The following is a 20,347-nucleotide window of genomic DNA, read 5'->3' as shown; positions in this document are numbered from 1 at the left end:
CGCGGCGAATATTCTGTAACAGCCCGGCATTGTACGGGTTTGTGCGCTTGATGCCATGCTTCAAACCGCAGTGTTGAGCATAGCCAAGCCGACAAGACCTGCGCTTCAATTTGAGCATGCATTACCTTTTGTGACAAAGGCTTATGAGGTGTATTTGATGAACGCAGCGAAGCATTCACGCCTGATCATTCTCGGCTCCGGCCCGGCCGGTTACAGCGCCGCCGTATACGCCGCCCGCGCCAACCTCAAACCCGTGGTGATTACCGGGTTGCAGGCCGGTGGCCAGCTCACCACAACGGTCGAAGTCGACAACTGGCCCGGCGACGTCGAAGGCCTCACCGGCCCGGTGCTGATGGAGCGCATGCAGAAACACGCCGAACGCTTTGCCACAGAGATCGTTTACGACCACATCCACACCGCCAAGTTGCAGCAGCGCCCGTTCGAACTCATCGGCGACAGCGGCACCTACACCTGCGATGCCCTGATCATTGCCACCGGCGCCTCGGCGCAATACCTGGGTTTGCCCTCGGAAGAAGCCTTCGCCGGCAAAGGCGTCTCCGCCTGCGCCACCTGTGACGGCTTCTTTTACCGCAATCAGGTGGTTGCGGTGGTCGGCGGCGGCAATACCGCCGTCGAGGAAGCACTGTACCTTTCCAACATCGCCAAAGAAGTACACCTGATCCATCGCCGCGACAAACTGCGCTCGGAGAAAATCCTTCAGGACAAACTCTTCGAGAAAGCCGCCACCGGCAACGTGCGCCTGCACTGGAACCAGAATCTCGACGAAGTGCTCGGCGATGCCAGCGGCGTCACCGGCGCGCGATTACGTGACAGCCACACGGGCGAAACCGGTGAACTGGCGCTGGCTGGCGTGTTCATCGCCATCGGCCACAAACCCAATACCGACCTGTTTGACGGCCAGCTACCCATGCGCGACGGCTATCTGCTGATCAAGGGCGGCAGCGACGGCGATGCCACGTCCACCGCGATCCCCGGCGTATTTGCCGCTGGTGACGTTGCCGACCATGTTTATCGCCAGGCAGTGACGTCGGCCGGTGCCGGCTGCATGGCCGCGCTGGATGCCGAGAAGTATCTGGACGACATTCCGGTCATTTAACGGCACACTTTATCGCGGGCCGAACAGCCTGCACCGCCCTCCCCTTCTGCAAGCCTGGATGCCATGCTGACTTGGTTACAACGCAACTCCCTGACTTTTCCACCACTGGAAAAGGCCATGCGCGACCCCAACGGATTGCTCGCCGCTGGCGGCGATTTGTCTGCCGATCGTCTGATTCAGGCTTATCGCCATGGCTGCTTTCCGTGGTTTTCCGAAGGCCAGCCGATTCTCTGGTGGTCGCCGGATCCACGCACCGTGCTGTTTCCCGACGAACTGCATGTTTCGCGCAGCCTGAGCAAACTGCTGCGCAAGGAACGCTATCAGGTCACGTTTGATCAGGACTTTGAAGCGGTGATCCGCGCCTGCGCCGCGCCCCGGGATTACGCTGACGGCACCTGGATCACCGGAGCCATGCAGGACGCCTACGTTGAACTGCATCGACGCGGCTTCGCCCATTCGGTCGAAGTTCGGGATCAGGGCGAGTTGGTCGGCGGCCTGTACGGTCTGGCGATGGGGCAACTGTTTTTTGGTGAATCGATGTTCAGCCGCGCCGACAACGCCTCCAAATATGGCTTTGCCACGCTGGTGCGGCATCTGAAAGATTCGGGCTTCGTGCTTATCGACTGCCAGATGCCCACCGATCACCTGCACAGCCTCGGCGCCCGAGCGATTCCCCGCCAGGAATTCGCAAACTATCTGGCACGCCATCTGGATCAACCCAATCATGCCACTTGGGTTTGCTGAGCGACTTTTGCGCGCGTGGCTTACACTTAATTCACCAGCTTATCCCGAGGGTTGATCATGACCGAGTTGGCGCGTTTGAAGTTTTATGCCACTCAGCCTCACTCTTGCAGTTATCTGCCCGAGGAGCAGGCCACGACCCTGTTTCTCGATCCGAGTCAGCCCATGGATGTGCATGTCTACGCAGACCTGTCGGAAATGGGCTTTCGTCGCAGCGGCGATCACCTGTATCGCCCCCATTGCCAGAATTGCAATGCGTGCGTGCCTGCGCGCATTCCGGTGGCGCAGTTCATCCCCAATCGTCAGCAGAAGCGGATTTTCAAACGCAACGCCGATTTGCAGGTGCGCCCGGCCAAACCCCAGTTCAGTGAAGAATACTTCGATCTGTATCAGCGCTACATCGAACAGCGTCACGCCGACGGTGACATGTACCCACCGAGCCGTGATCAATTCTCGACGTTTCTGGTGCGCGATCTGCCCTTCTCGCGCTTTTACGAATTTCGTCTCGACGGACGGTTGCTGGCGGTGGCTGTGACCGATTTGCTGCCTAACGGCCTGTCGGCGGTGTACACCTTTTACGAACCGGCCGAAGAACGCCGCAGCCTTGGCCGTTTCGCCATACTGTGGCAGATCGCCGAGAGCCGGCGCCTGGGGCTTGAGGCGGTGTACCTGGGTTACTGGATCAAAAACTGCAAAAAGATGAACTACAAGACTCAATATCGCCCCATCGAACTGCTGATTAATCAGCGCTGGGTCATCCTGAACTGAACACAAGCCGTAAACCCCTTGGCGTAAACCCCATTTTTCGGGCACAATGCACGCCGCTTTTGCCTGGCGCAGTTGCACCGGGCCATTCATTGGATACCGAGGGCTTTACTGCATGTCGAAAGAAGACAGCTTCGAAATGGAAGGCACTGTCGTCGACACCCTGCCCAACACCATGTTTCGTGTGGAGTTGGAAAATGGGCACGTCGTAACCGCGCATATTTCCGGCAAGATGCGCAAGAACTACATTCGTATTCTTACCGGTGACAAAGTGCGCGTCGAGCTGACGCCCTATGACTTGAGCAAAGGGCGCATTACTTACCGCGCTCGTTAATCAAGTCAATACAGAACGCCCGGTTTATGCCGGGCGTTTTTGTATGTGCGTTTTGGGGTTTGGGTTTGGGTTTGGGGGCATATCCGTTTTTTCGGGTGCTGCCGCTGGCGGTTTCGCTCTTACAGCGAGTCACCTTTTCCAAACGCCGAAAAGGTAACCCAAAAGGCTTGGCCCCGGCGTACGGCACTTCGCTTAGGCTCAGTGTTCCCTCGCTACGGTGTCCATCCGGGGGCATCGCCTACGGTTTGCTGCGCTGCACCTCCTCTCGATGTGTTTGGCTTCGCCAAACGGCGCTGCGCGCCTAACCCCCGGATGAACACCTCCGCTCGGCCTGCCGAAGGGGCTGGAGATCAACAGCCAGAGCAGATCAAAAGATCGCAGCCTGACTTTTCCCCTGTAGGAGCTGCCGAAGGCTGCGATCTTTTGATTTTGTTGTTTCGGGGGTTGGGGTTGGGGGCATATCCGTTGCTGCGGTAACGGCTGCTTAGGGTTTCGCTCTTACAGCGAGTCACCTTTTCCAGACGCCGAAAAGGTAACCCAAAAGGCTTGGCCCCGGCGTACGGCACTTCGCTGAGGCTCAGTGTTCCCTCGCTACGGTGTCCATCCGGGGGCATCGCCTACGGTTTGCTGCGCTGCACCTCCTCTCGATGTGTTTGGCTTCGCCAAACGGCGCTGCGCGCCTAACCCCCGGATGAACACCTCCGCTCGGCCTGCCGAAGGGGCTGGAGATCAACAGCTAAATCCAAAACAGATCAAAAGATCGCAGCCTTCGGCAGCTCCTACAGGGAATGGGTACACCTGCCAGAGCTTGATTGGCTGTAAGGCCGTCATCGCTGGCAAGCCAGCTCCCACAGGGGTCGAGTACAACCGGCAGAAACAGGTCGGATGTCAGGCCGTCATCGCGAGCAGGCTCACTCCTACAATGGGATCGTATGCAGTCTGCTAGAGATTGGTCGGCTGTCAGGCCGCCATCACTGCCACAAAAAAACGAGTACACCCCAAAACGCGGCGCATGCCGCCCCACTCAACACAATGAGCGTTAGCTCGAGTACCGCTCTTGATCTCGGAGCCCGTCGGCAGGCTGAGTGGAGGGATTGATCCGGGGGTGGGAGCGCAGCGACCGTTTGGCGCAGCCAAATGCATCGAGAGGAGGTGCAGCGAAGCAAACCGTAGGCGATGCGCCCGGATCAATCCCGCAGCGAAGGAACCCGAGCCACAGCGAGGGCCGGACGTCAGGGCACAGACCTTTTGGTTACTTTTGGGGCGTTTGCCAAAAGTGACCCGCCGTAAGGGCGGAACCCTAAGCAGCCATAACCGCAGAAACGGATATACACCCAACCCCCAAAAACACCAGACAACAAAAAGGCGCCCGAAGGCGCCCTCTTGATCTACCACCGTCAGGCCATTTCAGCCGTGGTCTCAAAGTCAAACGTCAGCTCACCATCCTTGATGTCGATGTGCACCACACCGCCATGCTCGGCCAGCTCGCCAAACAGAATCTCCTCCGCCAGCGGACGCTTGATCTTGTCCTGAATCAGACGCGCCATCGGACGAGCGCCCATTGCCGAGTCATAACCACCCGCCGCCAGCCAACTGCGCGCTGCATCGGTAACCTCAAGCAGCACACGCTTGTCTTCCAGCTGCGCCTGAAGCTCGGTGAGGAACTTGTCCACCACACTTTTGATGACCTCATGACTGAGGCGACCAAACTGGATAATGGTGTCCAGACGGTTACGGAATTCCGGCGTGAAGCTCTTCTTGATCACTTCCATCGCATCAGACGAGTGGTCCTGATGAGTGAAACCGATCGAAGCACGCGCCGCCGTTTCGGCACCGGCGTTGGTCGTCATGATCACGATCACATTGCGGAAATCCGCCTTGCGCCCGTTGTTATCGGTCAGCGTGCCATGGTCCATGACCTGCAGCAGCAGATTGAAGACTTCCGGATGCGCCTTCTCGATTTCATCGAGCAGCAATACGCAATGCGGTTGCTTGGTGATCGCTTCGGTCAACAAACCGCCCTGATCAAAGCCGACATAGCCTGGAGGCGCACCGATCAGACGCGATACGGTGTGACGCTCCATGTACTCGGACATGTCGAAACGAACCAGCTCGATCCCCAACGCCTTGGCCAGTTGCCGTGCAGCCTCGGTTTTACCGACACCGGTCGGCCCTGCGAACAGGAACGAACCGACTGGCTTGTCCGGCGACTTGAGCCCGGCACGCGACAGTTTGATCGCAGTCGACAGCGAATCGATCGCCGCGTCCTGACCAAACACTGTCAGCTTCAGGTCACGCTCCAGGTTACGCAGCAGTTCCTTGTCGGAACTGGTGACGTGCTTCGGCGGGATCCGCGCGATCTTCGCCACAATGTCTTCGACCTGCGGCACTTCAATGCGCTTAACGCGTTTTTCGACCGGTTGCAGACGCTGGTAGGCGCCCGCTTCGTCAATGACGTCGATAGCCTTGTCCGGCATATGCCGATCATTGATGTAGCGCGACGCCAGCTCAGCAGCAGCGCGCAACGACTCATCGCTGTATTCGATGTTGTGATGCTGCTCGAAACGCCCTTTCAGGCCGCGCAGGATGCCGATGGTGTCTTCCACCGACGGCTCGACGACATCGACCTTCTGGAAGCGACGCGCCAAGGCACGGTCCTTCTCGAAGATGCCACGGAATTCCTGGAACGTCGTCGAACCAATGCAGCGAATGTCGCCAGACGACAGCAGCGGCTTGAGCAGGTTCGAAGCATCCATGACGCCACCGGACGCCGCGCCGGCACCAATGATGGTGTGGATCTCGTCGATGAACAGGATCGCCTGCGGACGTTTTTTCAGTTCATTGAGCAGCGCCTTGAAGCGCTTCTCGAAATCACCGCGATACTTGGTGCCCGCGAGCAGAGCACCGAGATCCAGGGAGTAAACGACGCTGTTGGCCAGCAGATCCGGCACCTGGTTATCGACAATGCGCTTGGCCAGACCTTCGGCAATCGCGGTTTTACCCACGCCTGCTTCACCCACCAGCAGCGGATTGTTTTTACGCCGACGCGCGAGAATCTGCGCGACACGCTCGACTTCCGATTCGCGGCCGACCAGCGGATCGATACGACCCTGGCGCGCGAGTTCGTTGAGGTTGCTGGCATAAGCATCCAGAGGATTGCCTGAAGAAGAAGACTCACCGCCCTCGTCGTCCTGCATATCTTGTTCACCTTCAGAGTGATCGCCATGCCCCGGCACTTTGGAAATGCCATGGGCGATGTAGTTGACGACATCGATGCGCGCAACGCTCTGCTGTTTCAGCAGAAACACTGCCTGACTCTCTTGCTCACTGAAGATTGCAACCAGCACGTTAGCGCCAGTCACTTCGCGTTTGCCCGAGCTCTGTACGTGGAAAACAGCACGTTGCAATACACGCTGAAAGCCCAGGGTTGGCTGGGTTTCGCGATCTTCGTCATGAACGGGGATCAATGGCGTGGTGGAGTCGATGAACTCCTGCAGGTCATGCTTGAGTTTGTCGAGGTTTGCGCCGCAGGCACGCAAAACGGTGGCGGCAGCCTCATTATCCAATAGGGCCAGCAGCAGGTGTTCGACGGTCATGAATTCATGACGTTTCGAACGAGCCTCCTTGAAGGCTAGATTGAGGGTGACTTCGAGCTCGCGGTTTAACATAGCTTCACCTCATACCCAAGTGGTCGGCGATTAACCGTCCTTCTCGATTTCACAGAGTAGCGGATGCTGGCTTTCCCTGGCGTACTGGTTGACCTGCATGGCCTTTGTCTCGGCGATGTCGCGGGTAAACACTCCACATACTGCCCGCCCTTCTGTGTGGACGGCCAGCATGACCTTGGTCGCCAGCTCGCGATTCAGGTTAAAAAACACCTCGAGCACTTCGACGACGAAATCCATCGGTGTGTAGTCATCATTGAACAAAACCACCTTGTACATCGGCGGCGCCTGTAACGCAGGCTTTGCTTCCTGAACAGCAACGCCTGCCGAATCGTCGTCGTGCTCCTCTGGAAGATCCTTTTGGAGAAGCGGGCGATCCTGATTGAATGTTAGTCGAATCTGGCTGATTGCATGCATGGAAAGAAAGGTTCGTCAGTTGTGCAAATACAGTGGTGGGGGCGATTGCGCACGTTTTCAACTCCGACTGCCCGGTCACCTTGACTATCGGGAAAACGGTGTTACAACCAATAGAGCCCACAGTGGGTAAAAAAGATCCGCGGAGTCAATCCTTTTAACGGATTAGATTGCGGATGACTTGGATGATACTCCAGCGATGGAGTCTGTTGCAGAGGGATTTGAGCATGGCTGTCGGCAAGGTGAAATGGTTCAACAACGCCAAGGGGTTCGGTTTCATCAATACCGAGGCCCGCGAAGGTCGAGATGAAGATGGCAAAGAGATCGATTTCTTTGCGCACTACTCTGCCATTGAGATGGACGGGTATAAAACCCTGAAAGCAGGACAACAGGTGAAGTTCGACATCGTGCAAGGCCCGAAAGGCTTGCACGCGACAAACATTCAGAACGTCGCGACCGCAACAGATGCAGCCTCGACCGCCGCCCTGGCGCAATCGGTCACCAGCTAAAACCAGTTCATCGCCTGCCAGAAAAAAACCGCCCGCCTCGATCACTCGAGACGGGCGGTTTTTCGCATGCCTGCGATGCTTACATGTGCTTGATCAGCGCCTCACCGAAGCCCGAAGAAGATACCAGGGTGGCGCCTTCCATCAGACGCTCGAAGTCGTAGGTCACGGTCTTGGCCTTGATCGCGCCGTTGGTGCCTTTGATGATCAGGTCTGCCGCCTCGGTCCAGCCCAGGTGACGCAGCATCATTTCCGCCGACAGAATCACCGAACCCGGGTTGACCTGGTCCTTGCCGGCATACTTCGGCGCAGTACCGTGGGTGGCTTCGAACATGGCCACGGTGTCGGACAGGTTGGCACCTGGCGCGATACCGATACCGCCAACTTCTGCCGCCAGGGCGTCGGAGAGGTAGTCACCGTTGAGGTTCAGGGTGGCGATCACGTCGTATTCGGCCGGGCGCAGCAGGATCTGCTGGAGCATGGCGTCGGCGATGGCATCCTTGACGATGACTTCACGACCGGTTTTCGGGTTCTTGAACTTCATCCACGGGCCGCCATCAAGCAGCTCGGCGCCGAATTCTTCCTTCGCCACCTCGTAACCCCAGTCCTTGAAGGCACCTTCGGTGAATTTCATGATGTTGCCCTTGTGCACGATGGTCAGCGACTTGCGATCGTTGTCCACGACATATTGCAGGGCCTTGCGCACCAGACGCTTGGTGCCTTCTTTGGAAACAGGCTTGATGCCGATGCCGCAATCCTGGTCGAAACGGATCTTGGTGACGCCCATTTCTTCTTTGAGGAATTTGATGACCTTGGTGGCTTCAGGGGAGCCGGCCTTCCATTCGATACCGGCATAGATGTCTTCGGAGTTCTCGCGAAAGATCACCATGTCGACATCGCCAGGCTTTTTCACCGGGCTCGGTACGCCTTCGAACCATACTACCGGGCGCAGGCACACATAGAGATCGAGCTGCTGGCGCAGGGCCACGTTCAAGGAGCGGATACCGCCACCGACCGGAGTGGTCAGCGGGCCTTTGATGGAGACGACGTAATCTTTGACGGCGTCCAAGGTTTCCTGGGGCAGCCAGGTGTCCTGGTCATAGACCTGAGTTGCTTTTTCGCCAGCGTAGACTTCCATCCAGGAAATCTTGCGCTTGCCCCCGTAGGCTTTCGCCACAGCAGCATCAACCACTTTGATCATCACAGGGCTGACGTCGACGCCAATGCCGTCACCTTCAATGAAGGGGATGATCGGGTTATCAGGAACATTGAGAGAATGGTCTGCATTGACGGTGATTTTGTCGCCGACGGCTGGAACCTGAATCTTCTTGTAACCCATGCTGAACTCCATTGTTTGGATTGAACATCTGGCTTGGTTCGAGCGTAACCCACTTGAATCAACACGCAAACCCTCAGTTCCCGGCATTCGCACAACTCGATTCGTACAAGCCTGAAAGCAAAGGGAAAAGCGCCAAATTCAAGCATTCGCGACGACTCTACGCCGCACCTAGCCCTGCGACCTTTAGACCAATGGACGAGAATCGTTGCATATGAACCATCGGCAGATTGCCAGCTACCTATGTATAATGCCGCCCGCTGACCACAGGGTCACGACGGCTGGCCTCTCTAGAACGAGACTTTCCGCCTGATTGGTCGGGTTGTTATCGCAGCCTGACTGCTTGACGCTCTACTGATGCACCCAACATCACCGCGAAGAATCTCGACATTCGGTTCATGGATGACTTTGAACGAACGCGCTTACCCGGCGCCCCTCGAGTTTCTGCGCACGCTTTAGCAAAGAAGAGAGAGTTAATCCGAATATGCCCACCCGCTCGAAGATCATCTATACCTTCACCGACGAAGCTCCTGCCCTCGCCACCTATTCCCTGCTGCCGATCATCGAGGCATACACCGCCTCGGCCGATATCGCCGTGGAAACCCGCGATATCTCTCTTGCAGCACGCATTCTGGCCAGCTTCCCCGAGCAACTGGGCGACAATGCTGTAGCCGACCACCTCGCCGAACTGGGCGACCTGGCCGTTACGCCTGAAGCCAACATCATCAAGCTGCCGAACATCAGCGCATCGGTTCCTCAGCTGCAAGCGGCAATCAAAGAACTGCAAGCTCAGGGTTACAACCTGCCGGACTACCCGGAAACCGTAACCAGCAACGCCGACAAAGACGCCAAGGCGCGTTACGACAAGGTCAAGGGCAGCGCCGTGAACCCGGTTCTGCGTGAAGGCAACTCCGACCGTCGCGCGCCACTGTCGGTCAAAAACTACGCGCGCAAGCACCCGCACAAAATGGGCGCCTGGGCCAAAGACTCCAAGTCCCACGTCGCTCACATGAGCACCGGCGATTTCTACGGCAGCGAAAAAGCTGCCCTGATCGACGCCGCTGACGCTGTGAAGATCGAGCTGATCGCCAAAGACGGCACCGCGACCGTCCTGAAAGAGAAAACCACCGTTCAGGCTGGCGAGATTCTCGACTGCGCCGTGATGAGCAAAAACGCCCTGCGTGCGTTTATCGCTGCTGAAATCGACAGCGCCAAGGCGCAAGGCGTGCTGCTGTCGGTGCACCTGAAAGCGACCATGATGAAGGTCTCCGACCCAATCATGTTCGGCCAGATCGTTGCCGAGTTCTATAAAGACGCCCTGACCAAGCACGCTGACGTGCTGGCCCAGATCGGCTTCAACCTGAACAACGGCATCGGCGACCTGTACGCACGTATCAAGGCCCTGCCGGCCGAGCAGCAAGCTCAGATCGAAGCCGACATGGCCGCGGTTTACGCCGCTCGTCCGTCGCTGGCGATGGTCAACTCCGACAAAGGCATCACCAACCTGCACGTGCCGAGCGACGTCATCGTCGACGCCTCGATGCCTGCGATGATCCGTGACTCCGGCAAGATGTGGGGCACCGACGGCCAGCTGCACGACACCAAGGCTGTGATCCCGGATCGTTGCTACGCGACCATCTACCAGGCCGTGATCGAAGATTGCAAAGCCAATGGCGCTTTCGATCCGACCACCATGGGCAGCGTGCCAAACGTTGGCCTGATGGCTAAAAAGGCTGAAGAGTACGGCTCCCACGACAAGACCTTCCAGATCAAGGCTGATGGCGTGGTTCGCGTAACCGACAGCAAAGGCACCCTGCTGATGGAACAGGCTGTTGAAGCCGGCGACATCTTCCGCATGTGCCAGACCAAAGACGCGCCGATCCAGGACTGGGTCAAACTGGCCGTCAACCGTGCTCGCGCCAGCAGCACTCCAGCGATTTTCTGGCTGGACCCAATGCGCGCTCACGATGGCGTAGTGATCGAGAAAGTTCAGGCTTACCTGAAGGATCACGACACTGCCGGTCTGGACATCCAGATCATGGCGCCGGTCGACGCGATGAAATACACCCTGCAGCGCACCCGCGAAGGCAAGGACACCATTTCGGTGACCGGCAACGTACTGCGCGACTACCTGACTGACCTGTTCCCGATCATGGAACTGGGCACCAGCGCCAAGATGCTGTCGATCGTGCCGCTGATGAACGGCGGTGGCCTGTTCGAAACCGGCGCTGGCGGTTCGGCACCGAAGCACGTGCAGCAACTGGTTGAAGAGAACTTCCTGCGCTGGGATTCGCTGGGCGAATTCCTCGCGCTGGCAGCCTCCCTTGAGCATTTGGGTGTGAACTACAACAACCCGAAAGCACTGGTTCTGTCCAAGACCCTGGATCAGGCCACCGGCCAGTTCCTCGACAACAACAAGTCGCCATCGCGCAAAGTCGGCAACATCGACAACCGCGGCAGCCACTTCTACCTGGCGCTGTACTGGGCTCAGGCCCTGGCTGCCCAGACCGAAGACGCTGCACTGCAAGCGCAGTTCGCGACCCTGGCGAAAACCCTGACCGAGAACGAGGCAACCATCGTTGCCGAGCTCAACGCCGTTCAGGGCAAGCCAGTGGACATCGGCGGTTACTACCACGCCGACGCCGAGCTGATCAGCAAGGCCATGCGCCCAAGCGCAACCTTCAACGCGGCAATTGCTGCGCTGGTTTAAGGTTGTAGTGCTGTAACCAAACCCCGGCCCTGTGCCGGGGTTTGTGTTTCCAGAGCTCACACAAAACTCATTGTAGGAGTGAGCCTGCTCGCGATAGCGGTATACCATTCAACAATTATGGTGACTGACAGTGCGCTATCGCGAGCAGGCTCACTCCTACACGGATCGCATTTCAATCCCGGATTTGAGGAAGATTTATGGAATGGCTCCCCCACATCACCGTCGCCACCATCGTCGAGGACAACGGCCGTTTCCTGATGGTCGAAGAGCACAAGGGCGGCCGCAACGTGCTCAATCAGCCCGCCGGTCATCTCGACCCGGATGAAACCCTGATCGAAGCCGCCGTCCGCGAAACCCTCGAAGAAACCGGTTGGGACGTCGAGCCCATCGGCGTCGTCGGCATTTATCTGTACACCGCTCCGAGCAACGGCGTGACTTACCAGCGCGTGTGCTTCAGCGCCAAAGCCGTCAAACATCACCCGGACTATCAACTTGACGACGGTATCGTCGGCGCCAAGTGGCTGACCCGCGACGAATTAATCGCCCAGCGCGACAACTGGCGCAGCGAGCTGATCATCCGTTGCATCGACGATTATCTGGCCGGCCATCACTTCAGCCTCGAACTGATCCGCCCTTCTCTTTAGCCTTGCGGCCGTGAGCCTGATAGAATCGCGTCCTTTTTCAAGACACTCATTGAATCCCTATGCGTGATCCAGCCCCTTCTGACACATCCAAGAAGCGCGTCATTGTCGGCATGTCCGGCGGCGTGGACTCTTCCGTTTCCGCTCTCCTGCTGATCGAGCAGGGTTATGAGGTGGAAGGCCTGTTCATGAAGAACTGGGAAGAAGACGACGGAACGGAATACTGCACCGCCATGGACGACCTGGCGGATGCGCAGGCTGTGTGCGACAAGATCGGTATCAAGCTGCACACCGCCAACTTCGCTGCCGAGTACTGGGACAACGTGTTCGAGCACTTCCTGGCCGAATACAAGGCCGGGCGCACGCCGAACCCGGACATCCTGTGCAACCGCGAGATCAAGTTCAAGGCGTTCCTCGACTACGCCATGATGCTTGGCGCCGACCTGATCGCCACCGGCCACTACGTGCGCCGCCGCGACATCGATGGCCGCACCGAATTGCTCAAAGGCCTCGATCCGAACAAGGATCAGAGCTACTTCCTGCACGCCGTCGGCGGCGAACAGATCGCCAAGACGCTGTTCCCGGTCGGCGAACTGGAAAAGCCGGAAGTGCGCGCAATTGCCGAGAAATACGAGCTGGCGACCGCCAAGAAGAAGGATTCCACCGGGATCTGCTTCATCGGCGAGCGTCGTTTCAGCGACTTCCTCAAGCAATATCTGCCGGCACAACCGGGCGAAATCAAAACCACCGAAGGCGAAGTCATCGGCCGTCACCACGGTTTGATGTACCACACCATCGGTCAGCGTCAGGGCCTCGGCATCGGCGGCCTGAAAGATGCCGGCGATGAGCCGTGGTATGTGCTGCGCAAGGATCTGGAGACCAACGAGCTGATCGTCGGCCAGGGCAACAACCACCCGTGGCTATTCTCCAGCGCCCTGCTCGCTTCGGAAATCTATTGGGTCAACCCGATCGACTTGAGCCAGCCGCTGCGCCTGACCGCCAAAGTGCGTTATCGCCAGAGCGATCAGGCCTGCACCCTGGAAAAAACCGCAAACGGTTACCGCGCCATGTTCGACGAGCCGCAACGCGCGGTCACGCCGGGTCAATCGGTGGTGTTCTACGACGGTGAAATCTGCCTCGGCGGCGGCGTGATCGAAGTCGCCGAGCCGTGGAGCGGCCAGGCATGAGTCCGACTCAGGAGCAACTGACGGCGCTCGGCGGCGTGTTTCTCGCCGCTGTGCTGGTTGACCGGATAGCCAAGACCGGCCAGACCAGCGAGGCCGGCCTGAGCTGCATGCTCGGCAGCCTGCTGGTGCGCGACCCGAAAGACACACTGGACGTGTACGGCGGCGACGACCTCAATCTGCGCGAGGGCTATCGCGCACTGATCGGCGCACTTGAGCGCGATCCGAGCACTTTGCAGCGCGAGCCGTTGCGCTATGCGCTGTCGATGCTCGGTCTTGAGCGGCAACTGGCCAAGCGCGGCGACATGCTCGACGTGATCGGCAAGCGCCTGCCGCAGATTCAATCGCAGGTCGAACACTTCGGCCCGGCCCACGAAAACGTGGTTGCCGCCTGCGGTGCGCTGTATCAGGACACCTTGAGCACGCTGCGCCAACGCATTCAGGTGCATGGCGACATGCGCAATCTGCAACAGCCGAGCAACGCCTCGAAGATCCGCGCCCTGCTGCTCGCCGGCATCCGTTCGGCGCGCCTGTGGCGACAGCTCGGCGGCCACCGCTGGCAATTGGTGATCAGCCGTCGCAAATTGCTCAAAGAGCTGTATCCGTTGATGCGCAGCGAGTAAACGCCGCGCAATTAAAGCTTTGTAGTCTGTAACGCGTAATACGCCGGTCAGTTGGCAACGGACCGGCGGATTTTTTCATGTATGATACGCGCCCCATTTCGTTGCCCGACTGTCCGAGAACACCCCATGCAGCTTTCTTCGCTCACTGCGGTTTCCCCTGTTGACGGCCGCTACGCCGGCAAAACCCAGGCCCTGCGCCCGATTTTCAGCGAGTACGGCCTGATCCGTGCCCGCGTTCTGGTTGAAGTGCGCTGGCTTCAGCGCCTCGCCGCTCACGCCGGTATCCCGGAAGTGCCAGCCTTCTCCGCCGAGGCCAACGCCGTTCTCAATGAACTGGCTGAAAACTTCTCGCTGGAGCACGCCGAGCGCGTCAAAGAGATCGAGCGCACCACCAACCACGACGTCAAAGCGATCGAATACCTGCTCAAAGAGCAAGCGGCCAAGCTGCCGGAGCTGGCCAAGGTCAGCGAGTTCATCCACTTTGCCTGCACCAGCGAAGACATCAACAACCTGTCCCACGCCCTGATGCTGCGCGAAGGCCGTGACGACGTGATGCTGCCGCTGATGCGCCAGACTGCCAACGCCATCCGCGAACTGGCCATCCGTTTCGCCGACGTGCCGATGCTGTCGCGCACCCACGGCCAACCAGCCTCCCCGACCACTCTGGGTAAAGAGCTGGCGAACGTGGTTTACCGTCTCGAGCGCCAGATCGCTCAAGTCGCTGCCGTGCCGCTGCTGGGCAAGATCAACGGCGCTGTCGGCAACTACAACGCACACTTGTCGGCCTACCCGCAGATCGACTGGGAAGCCAATGCCCGCGCCTTCATCGAAGACGAGCTGGGTCTGGGTTTCAACCCGTACACCACGCAGATCGAACCGCACGACTACATTGCCGAACTGTTCGACGCCATTGCGCGCTTCAACACCATCCTGATCGACTTCGACCGTGACATCTGGGGCTACATCTCCCTGGGTTATTTCAAACAGCGCACCATCGCTGGCGAAATCGGTTCGTCGACCATGCCGCACAAGGTCAACCCGATCGACTTCGAAAACTCCGAAGGCAACCTGGGTATCGCCAACGCACTGTTCCAGCACCTGGCGAGCAAACTGCCGATCTCCCGCTGGCAGCGCGACCTGACCGACTCCACTGTACTGCGCAACCTCGGTGTCGGCTTCGCCCACAGCGTGATCGCCTACGAAGCCAGCCTCAAAGGCATCAGCAAACTGGAGCTCAACGAGCAGAAGATTGCCGCTGACCTCGACGCTTGCTGGGAAGTATTGGCTGAGCCGATCCAGACCGTGATGCGTCGTTACAACATCGAAAACCCGTACGAGAAGCTCAAAGAACTGACCCGCGGCAAGGGCATCAGCCCTGAAGCGTTGCAGACTTTCATCGACGGTCTGGACATGCCAGCCGCAGCGAAAGCAGAGCTCAAGCAACTGACCCCGGCCAACTACATCGGCAACGCTGTAGCGCAAGCCAAACGCATCTGATCGACCGTTTGACCCGTTTGAGACGCCCGGCCGCGCCGGGCGTTTTTATTCCCGTCTGAAAAGTGCTTTTTTTCAATAGGTTACATATGAATTCCGATATTCCTCTTCAACTTCTGGGCGGTCTCACGGCGCGCGAATTCCTGCGCGACTACTGGCAGAAAAAGCCACTGCTGATCCGTCAGGCGATTCCTGACTTCGAAAGCCCGATCGACGCCGACGAACTGGCCGGCCTGGCCCTGGAAGAAGAAGTCGAATCGCGCCTGGTGATCGAGCACGGCGAGCGCCCATGGGAACTGCGTCGCGGCCCGTTCGCTGAAGACGAATTCAGCAAATTGCCGGAAAAAGAGTGGACCCTGCTGGTTCAAGCCGTTGACCAGTTCGTCCCGGAAGTCAGCGAACTGCTGGAAAACTTCCGCTTCCTGCCGAGCTGGCGCGTCGACGACGTGATGATCAGCTTCGCCGCCCCGGGTGGCAGCGTCGGTCCGCACTTCGACAACTACGACGTGTTCCTGCTGCAAGGTCACGGCAAGCGCAACTGGAAAATCGGCCAGATGTGCGATTCCGAGAGCCCGCTACTGCAACACGCGGACCTGCGCATCCTCGCCGAATTCCACGAGACCGAAGAGTGGGTGCTGGAACCGGGCGACATGCTTTATCTGCCACCACGCCTGGCCCACTGCGGTGTCGCGGTCGACAACTGCATGACCTATTCGGTTGGCTTCCGCGCACCGAGCGCCTCTGAAGTGCTGACCCACTTCACCGACTTCCTCAGCCAGTTCCTGACTGACGAAGAGCGCTACACCGATGCCGACGCTCAGCCAGCAGCCGATCCGCACCAGATTCAACATGACGCGCTGGATCGCCTGAAGAGCCTGCTCGCCGAACACATGAGCGACGAGCGCCTGCTGCTGACCTGGTTCGGCCAGTACATGACCGAGCCGCGCTACCCGGAACTGGTGGTCGGCCCGGAAGAAGTCGAGGAAGAAGACTTCCTCAGCGCCCTGCAGGATGGCGCGATACTGATCCGCAACCCGAGCGCGCGTCTGGCCTGGTCGGAAGTCGACGACGATCTGCTGCTGTTCGCCAGCGGCCAGAGCCGTTATCTGCCGGGCAAACTGCGCGAACTGTTGAAGCTGATCTGTGCCGCCGACGCCCTGCACACCGACAACCTCGGTGAGTGGCTGAACGATGAAGACGGTCGCGGCCTGCTGTGCGAACTGGTCAAGCAAGGCAGCCTGGGGTTCGCCGATGAATAAGATTCGCGTACGTGTCGCAGACTGGCAAAAGGACAACGCCGAGATCCGGCGCATTCGTGAAACGGTGTTCATCGCCGAACAATCGGTACCCCCTGAGCTGGAATGGGACGCGGATGACGCGACTGCAGTGCATTTTCTGGCGTTCGAAGGCGACTTTCCGATCGGCACTGCGCGCCTGTTGCCCGACGGGCACATCGGCCGGGTTTCGGTGCTGAAAGACTGGCGCGGGATGAAGGTCGGTGATGCGCTGATGCAAGCGGTGATTGCCGAAGCGGAAGCGCGCGGCTTGCAAGAGCAAATGCTCAGCGCGCAGGTGCAGGCCACGGCGTTCTATGAGCGTCTGGGCTTCAGCCTGGTCAGCGAGGAATTCCTCGAAGCCGGGATTCCGCATGTCGACATGGTTCGCCATTCGGCCTGATTGGCAGAGATCCTGTGAGAAATTCTGATCTCTGATGACCCCTGTGGTGAGGGGATTTATCCCCGACCGGCTGCGAAGCAGTCGCCAACCCAGCGCACCCGGTTCAACTGACATACCGAGTTCTCTGGGTTTGGGCTGCTTCGCAGCCCATCGGGGATGAATCCCCTCGCCACAAGAGCAGTTCTCAAAACGCCCCGCCATTTTCGGATGCCGGGGCGTTTTGCTGTCTACGATTCAACTTGCCCCACCCCGGGCCGACAAACTGGCAATATCAAGCCTTTCGAAAGCGGAGATAACGGACATGTCCCTACGCACCCTGCTCACCACCCTGCTGCTCGGTTGCAGTTTTTCGGTGATGGCAGCCACAGAGATCGTGCCTCTCAATTACCGTACCAGCACCGACATGCTGCCGATGGCGCAAGACTTTCTCGGCAAGGACGGTCAGGTCAGCGCCTATGGCAATCAACTGATCATCAAGGCCGAACCGGACAAGATTCAGGAACTGAAGGCGCTGATCACCCAGCTCGACACCGCGCCGAAACGCCTGCTGATCACGGTCGACACCAACGAAAACAATGGTCGTGGCGACGAAGGTTATTCGGTCAACGGCGCGCAAACGCGCATCATCAGCCGCAGCACCGCCAGCCGCGACGGCGGCGTGCAGCAAGTGCAAGCCACTGACGGCATGCCGGCGCTGATCCAGGTCGGCCAGAGCGTGCCAATCACCAGCAGCCAGAGCAATTCCTACGGCGATTACAGCAGCCAGACCCAATACCGCAACGTCACCCAGGGTTTCTATGTCACCGCCAGCGTCACCGGCGACATCGTTCACCTGGCGATCAGTACCAACCGTGACCGCATGAGCCAGGAACGTCCCGATGTAGTGAACGTGCAAAGCACCGACACAACCGTCAGCGGACGCCTGGGTGAATGGATCACACTGGCCGGCGTGAATCGCCAGACTCAGGCTGACAAACAGGGCCTGGCCCGCAGCTACTCGACTCAAGGCCGGGATGACATGACCTTGCGGGTCAAAGTCGATGCCTTGGACTAAAGCACCGAAAACTGACTGATTAGTCGTATTAGACGAAAGATGTAGTGCTTTAAAAAAAGCACTACAAAACGTTTGACGAGGCAAAAAAGCGAAGGCATGATGGCCTCGCTCCCGCTAATCAGAGGCCCTGGCAAGGGCCTTCGAAGCGATGTTCGCACCTACCCCCGCGAACCGTTTCGTGTCTGTACCGCCCACAAGGTGTGTTTGACGAGGTTGCCGACTGGAACGAAGTTGTCCCGAGGGACGGAAGCGTAATTAGGTAACCCGGCATCACACTGTAGTTCGTATAAAGGCCCACGACGCCCGAGTGCGCCCGCCAGTTTCGCCTTTACCTGCTCACTTCCCCTCGAGCCCATCGTTCATCCCGTCGCCTCCCCCGCCGAACCCGACTTGACCACCTAAGCTTCTGGTCAGCGAGCGCAGGAATTTTCCACCGCAGAACAACTTTTCATAAAGACGCGACGAGGTTTATCTCCATGGCACTGACACGCGAACAGCAAATTGCAGCCCTTGAAAAAGACTGGGCTGAAAACCCGCGCTGGAAAGGCGTGACTCGCACTTATTCCGCTGCTGACGTCGTCCGTCTGCGTGGCTCGGTTCAGCCTGAGCACACTTTTGCAAGAATGGGCGCCGAGAAGCTGTGGAACCTGGTCACCCAGGGTGCCAAGCCATCCTTCCGTCCAGAGAAAGATTTCGTCAACTGCATGGGCGCCCTGACCGGCGGCCAGGCTGTTCAGCAGGTCAAGGCCGGTATCCAGGCGATCTACCTGTCGGGCTGGCAGGTTGCTGCGGACAACAACTCCGCAGAATCGATGTACCCGGACCAGTCGCTGTACCCGGTGGATTCGGTTCCAACCGTGGTCAAGCGCATCAACAACTCGTTCCGTCGTGCTGACCAGATCCAGTGGAAAGCCGGCAAGAACCCGGGCGACGACGGCTACATCGACTACTTCGCACCGATCGTGGCTGACGCTGAAGCCGGTTTCGGCGGCGTGCTGAACGCCTACGAGCTGATGAAGAGCATGATCGAAGCAGGCGCCGCCGGCGTTCACTTCGAAGACCAACTGGCTTCGGTGAAGAAGTGCGGCCACATGGGCGGCAAGGTACTGGTGCCGACTCAGGAAGCCGTACAGAAGCTGACCGCTGCACGTCTGGCTGCTGACGTTGCCGGTACCCCGACCATCATTCTGGCTCGTACCGACGCCAACGCCGCCGACCTGCTGACTTCCGACTGCGACCCGTACGACCAGCCGTTCGTGACTGGCGAGCGCACTCAGGAAGGTTTCTACAAGGTTCGTGCCGGTCTGGATCAAGCGATCGCTCGTGGCCTGGCTTACGCTCCTTACGCCGACCTGATCTGGTGCGAAACCGCCAAGCCGGATCTGGACGAAGCCCGTCGCTTCGCTGAAGCGATCAAAAAGGAATACCCGGACCAACTGCTGTCGTACAACTGCTCGCCTTCCTTCAACTGGAAGAAAAACCTGGACGACGCGACCATCGCCAAGTTCCAGCGCGAACTGTCAGCCATGGGTTACAAGCACCAGTTCATCACCCTGGCCGGCATTCACAACATGTGGCACAGCATGTTCAACCTGGCGCACGACTACGCCCGCAACGACATGACTGCCTACGTGAAGCTGCAAGAGCAGGAATTCGCTGACGCTGCAAAGGGTTACACCTTCGTGGCTCACCAGCAGGAAGTGGGCACCGGCTACTTCGACGACATGACCACCGTGATCCAGGGTGGCTCGTCTTCGGTAACCGCACTGACCGGTTCGACTGAAGAAGAACAGTTCCACTGATTCTGCTTCGCCTGAGCAAACGGCCTCTGCGGATCGTATAGAAAGCTAACCGCAGAGCCGAAAAACTGACGCCCCGACTGGTTCGGGGCGTTTTTTTTTGCCCACGATTCAATGAACACCGCAAATCCCTGTAGGAGTGAGCCTGCTCGCGATAGCGGTGTGTCAGTCACCTTATTTGTTTGCTGAGACACCGCTATCGCGAGCAGGCTCACTCCTACAGGGATCGGCGTAGTGCGGACAAAAACATTGATCCAGAGCGGTATCGACGTCAGAAAATTCGGGTA

Annotated in this window: 17 protein-coding genes; 14 read left to right on the top strand and 3 right to left on the bottom strand. The window is 58.6% G+C overall.

Features of this window, described 5'->3' with window-relative positions; translation table 11 throughout:
• Positions 1 to 157: 157 nt before the first annotated feature.
• The 4 genes from trxB (at position 158) to infA (ending at position 2,957) form a co-directional block, all read left to right on the top strand.
• The gene (trxB, locus tag JFT86_RS17805) at positions 158 to 1,117 is read left to right on the top strand and encodes a thioredoxin-disulfide reductase (RefSeq protein ID WP_201237683.1); all 960 of its coding nucleotides are present in this window, start codon (positions 158 to 160) and stop codon (positions 1,115 to 1,117) included.
• Positions 1,118 to 1,180: 63 nt separating this feature from the next.
• Complete coding sequence (aat, locus tag JFT86_RS17800) at positions 1,181 to 1,861, top strand: leucyl/phenylalanyl-tRNA--protein transferase (RefSeq protein ID WP_201237682.1); 681 nt, start codon at positions 1,181 to 1,183, stop codon at positions 1,859 to 1,861.
• A 57-nt stretch (positions 1,862 to 1,918) separates the two neighbouring features.
• Positions 1,919 to 2,626 (top strand): arginyltransferase, encoded by a 708-nt coding sequence (locus JFT86_RS17795; protein WP_201237681.1) that lies wholly within the window; start codon positions 1,919 to 1,921, stop codon positions 2,624 to 2,626.
• Between the two features lie 112 nt (positions 2,627 to 2,738).
• The gene (gene infA, locus JFT86_RS17790) at positions 2,739 to 2,957 is read left to right on the top strand and encodes a translation initiation factor IF-1 (protein WP_002553999.1); all 219 of its coding nucleotides are present in this window, start codon (positions 2,739 to 2,741) and stop codon (positions 2,955 to 2,957) included.
• 1,397 nt (positions 2,958 to 4,354) lie between these two features.
• Here infA and clpA read toward each other — a convergent pair.
• Both clpA and clpS read right to left on the bottom strand, forming a co-directional pair.
• Positions 4,355 to 6,625, bottom strand: coding sequence for an ATP-dependent Clp protease ATP-binding subunit ClpA (clpA, locus tag JFT86_RS17785; protein ID WP_016987404.1), 2,271 nt, complete (start codon positions 6,623 to 6,625; stop codon positions 4,355 to 4,357).
• A gap of 30 nt (positions 6,626 to 6,655) precedes the next feature.
• Positions 6,656 to 7,039, bottom strand: coding sequence for an ATP-dependent Clp protease adapter ClpS (gene clpS, locus JFT86_RS17780; RefSeq protein WP_016987405.1), 384 nt, complete (start codon positions 7,037 to 7,039; stop codon positions 6,656 to 6,658).
• Between the two features lie 224 nt (positions 7,040 to 7,263).
• On the opposite strand from clpS, the gene JFT86_RS17775 reads away from it, so the two are divergent.
• Positions 7,264 to 7,545 carry a cold shock domain-containing protein gene (locus JFT86_RS17775; RefSeq protein WP_201237680.1) on the top strand — a complete coding sequence of 94 codons (282 nt, stop codon included), beginning with the start codon at positions 7,264 to 7,266 and terminating at the stop codon, positions 7,543 to 7,545.
• 79 nt (positions 7,546 to 7,624) lie between these two features.
• Here JFT86_RS17775 and icd read toward each other — a convergent pair whose 3' ends face one another.
• Complete coding sequence (gene icd / locus JFT86_RS17770; RefSeq protein ID WP_115985565.1) at positions 7,625 to 8,881, bottom strand: NADP-dependent isocitrate dehydrogenase; 1,257 nt, start codon at positions 8,879 to 8,881, stop codon at positions 7,625 to 7,627.
• A gap of 481 nt (positions 8,882 to 9,362) precedes the next feature.
• Here icd and JFT86_RS17765 point away from each other — a divergent pair, with 481 nt between their 5' ends.
• The 9 genes from JFT86_RS17765 to aceA all read left to right on the top strand — a co-directional run bounded on the left by JFT86_RS17765 (position 9,363) and on the right by aceA (position 20,063).
• Positions 9,363 to 11,588: an NADP-dependent isocitrate dehydrogenase gene (locus JFT86_RS17765; protein WP_201237679.1), complete on the top strand. Its 2,226-nt coding sequence runs from the start codon at positions 9,363 to 9,365 to the stop codon at positions 11,586 to 11,588.
• A gap of 197 nt (positions 11,589 to 11,785) precedes the next feature.
• Positions 11,786 to 12,232 (top strand): NUDIX hydrolase, encoded by a 447-nt coding sequence (locus JFT86_RS17760; RefSeq protein WP_201237678.1) that lies wholly within the window; start codon positions 11,786 to 11,788, stop codon positions 12,230 to 12,232.
• Positions 12,233 to 12,291: 59 nt separating this feature from the next.
• Positions 12,292 to 13,416, top strand: a complete 1,125-nt coding sequence (gene mnmA, locus JFT86_RS17755; RefSeq protein WP_201237677.1) for a tRNA 2-thiouridine(34) synthase MnmA — start codon at positions 12,292 to 12,294, stop codon at positions 13,414 to 13,416.
• Positions 13,413 to 14,036 (top strand): high frequency lysogenization protein HflD, encoded by a 624-nt coding sequence (hflD, locus tag JFT86_RS17750; protein ID WP_166223960.1) that lies wholly within the window; start codon positions 13,413 to 13,415, stop codon positions 14,034 to 14,036. Before mnmA ends, hflD begins: the two co-directional genes overlap by 4 nt.
• Before the next feature lie 126 nt (positions 14,037 to 14,162).
• Complete coding sequence (gene purB, locus JFT86_RS17745; protein ID WP_201237676.1) at positions 14,163 to 15,533, top strand: adenylosuccinate lyase; 1,371 nt, start codon at positions 14,163 to 14,165, stop codon at positions 15,531 to 15,533.
• An 86-nt stretch (positions 15,534 to 15,619) separates the two neighbouring features.
• Complete coding sequence (locus JFT86_RS17740) at positions 15,620 to 16,789, top strand: cupin domain-containing protein (protein WP_201237675.1); 1,170 nt, start codon at positions 15,620 to 15,622, stop codon at positions 16,787 to 16,789.
• On the top strand, positions 16,782 to 17,207 hold the full coding sequence (locus tag JFT86_RS17735) for a GNAT family N-acetyltransferase (RefSeq protein ID WP_201237674.1): 426 nt from the start codon (positions 16,782 to 16,784) through the stop codon (positions 17,205 to 17,207). The genes JFT86_RS17740 and JFT86_RS17735 overlap by 8 nt, the downstream gene beginning before the upstream one ends.
• A 301-nt stretch (positions 17,208 to 17,508) precedes the next feature.
• A complete protein-coding gene (locus tag JFT86_RS17730; RefSeq protein ID WP_201237673.1) occupies positions 17,509 to 18,261 on the top strand; it encodes a secretin N-terminal domain-containing protein in 753 nt (250 codons plus the stop codon).
• A gap of 476 nt (positions 18,262 to 18,737) precedes the next feature.
• Positions 18,738 to 20,063, top strand: a complete 1,326-nt coding sequence (gene aceA, locus JFT86_RS17725; RefSeq protein ID WP_201237672.1) for an isocitrate lyase — start codon at positions 18,738 to 18,740, stop codon at positions 20,061 to 20,063.
• Positions 20,064 to 20,347 lie beyond the last annotated feature (284 nt).

The sequence above is a fragment of the Pseudomonas sp. TH06 genome, assembly GCF_016651305.1.
Lineage (GTDB): Bacteria > Pseudomonadota > Gammaproteobacteria > Pseudomonadales > Pseudomonadaceae > Aquipseudomonas.
The sequence above is the reverse complement of the archived record's forward strand: the minus strand, read 5'-3'. Positions and strand labels throughout refer to the sequence as shown.

Coding starts and splice junctions, on each gene's coding strand:
- JFT86_RS17760 (WP_201237678.1), top strand. CDS start 11,786: ATGGAATGGCTCCCCCACATCACCGTCGCCACCATCGTCGAGGACAAC.
- JFT86_RS17795 (WP_201237681.1), top strand. CDS start 1,919: ATGACCGAGTTGGCGCGTTTGAAGTTTTATGCCACTCAGCCTCACTCT.
- aceA (WP_201237672.1), top strand. CDS start 18,738: ATGGCACTGACACGCGAACAGCAAATTGCAGCCCTTGAAAAAGACTGG.
- purB (WP_201237676.1), top strand. CDS start 14,163: ATGCAGCTTTCTTCGCTCACTGCGGTTTCCCCTGTTGACGGCCGCTAC.
- aat (WP_201237682.1), top strand. CDS start 1,181: ATGCTGACTTGGTTACAACGCAACTCCCTGACTTTTCCACCACTGGAA.
- hflD (WP_166223960.1), top strand. CDS start 13,413: ATGAGTCCGACTCAGGAGCAACTGACGGCGCTCGGCGGCGTGTTTCTC.
- mnmA (WP_201237677.1), top strand. CDS start 12,292: ATGCGTGATCCAGCCCCTTCTGACACATCCAAGAAGCGCGTCATTGTC.
- infA (WP_002553999.1), top strand. CDS start 2,739: ATGTCGAAAGAAGACAGCTTCGAAATGGAAGGCACTGTCGTCGACACC.
- clpS (WP_016987405.1), bottom strand. CDS start 7,039: ATGCATGCAATCAGCCAGATTCGACTAACATTCAATCAGGATCGCCCG.
- icd (WP_115985565.1), bottom strand. CDS start 8,881: ATGGGTTACAAGAAGATTCAGGTTCCAGCCGTCGGCGACAAAATCACC.
- JFT86_RS17775 (WP_201237680.1), top strand. CDS start 7,264: ATGGCTGTCGGCAAGGTGAAATGGTTCAACAACGCCAAGGGGTTCGGT.
- JFT86_RS17765 (WP_201237679.1), top strand. CDS start 9,363: ATGCCCACCCGCTCGAAGATCATCTATACCTTCACCGACGAAGCTCCT.
- clpA (WP_016987404.1), bottom strand. CDS start 6,625: ATGTTAAACCGCGAGCTCGAAGTCACCCTCAATCTAGCCTTCAAGGAG.
- JFT86_RS17730 (WP_201237673.1), top strand. CDS start 17,509: ATGTCCCTACGCACCCTGCTCACCACCCTGCTGCTCGGTTGCAGTTTT.
- trxB (WP_201237683.1), top strand. CDS start 158: ATGAACGCAGCGAAGCATTCACGCCTGATCATTCTCGGCTCCGGCCCG.
- JFT86_RS17740 (WP_201237675.1), top strand. CDS start 15,620: ATGAATTCCGATATTCCTCTTCAACTTCTGGGCGGTCTCACGGCGCGC.
- JFT86_RS17735 (WP_201237674.1), top strand. CDS start 16,782: ATGAATAAGATTCGCGTACGTGTCGCAGACTGGCAAAAGGACAACGCC.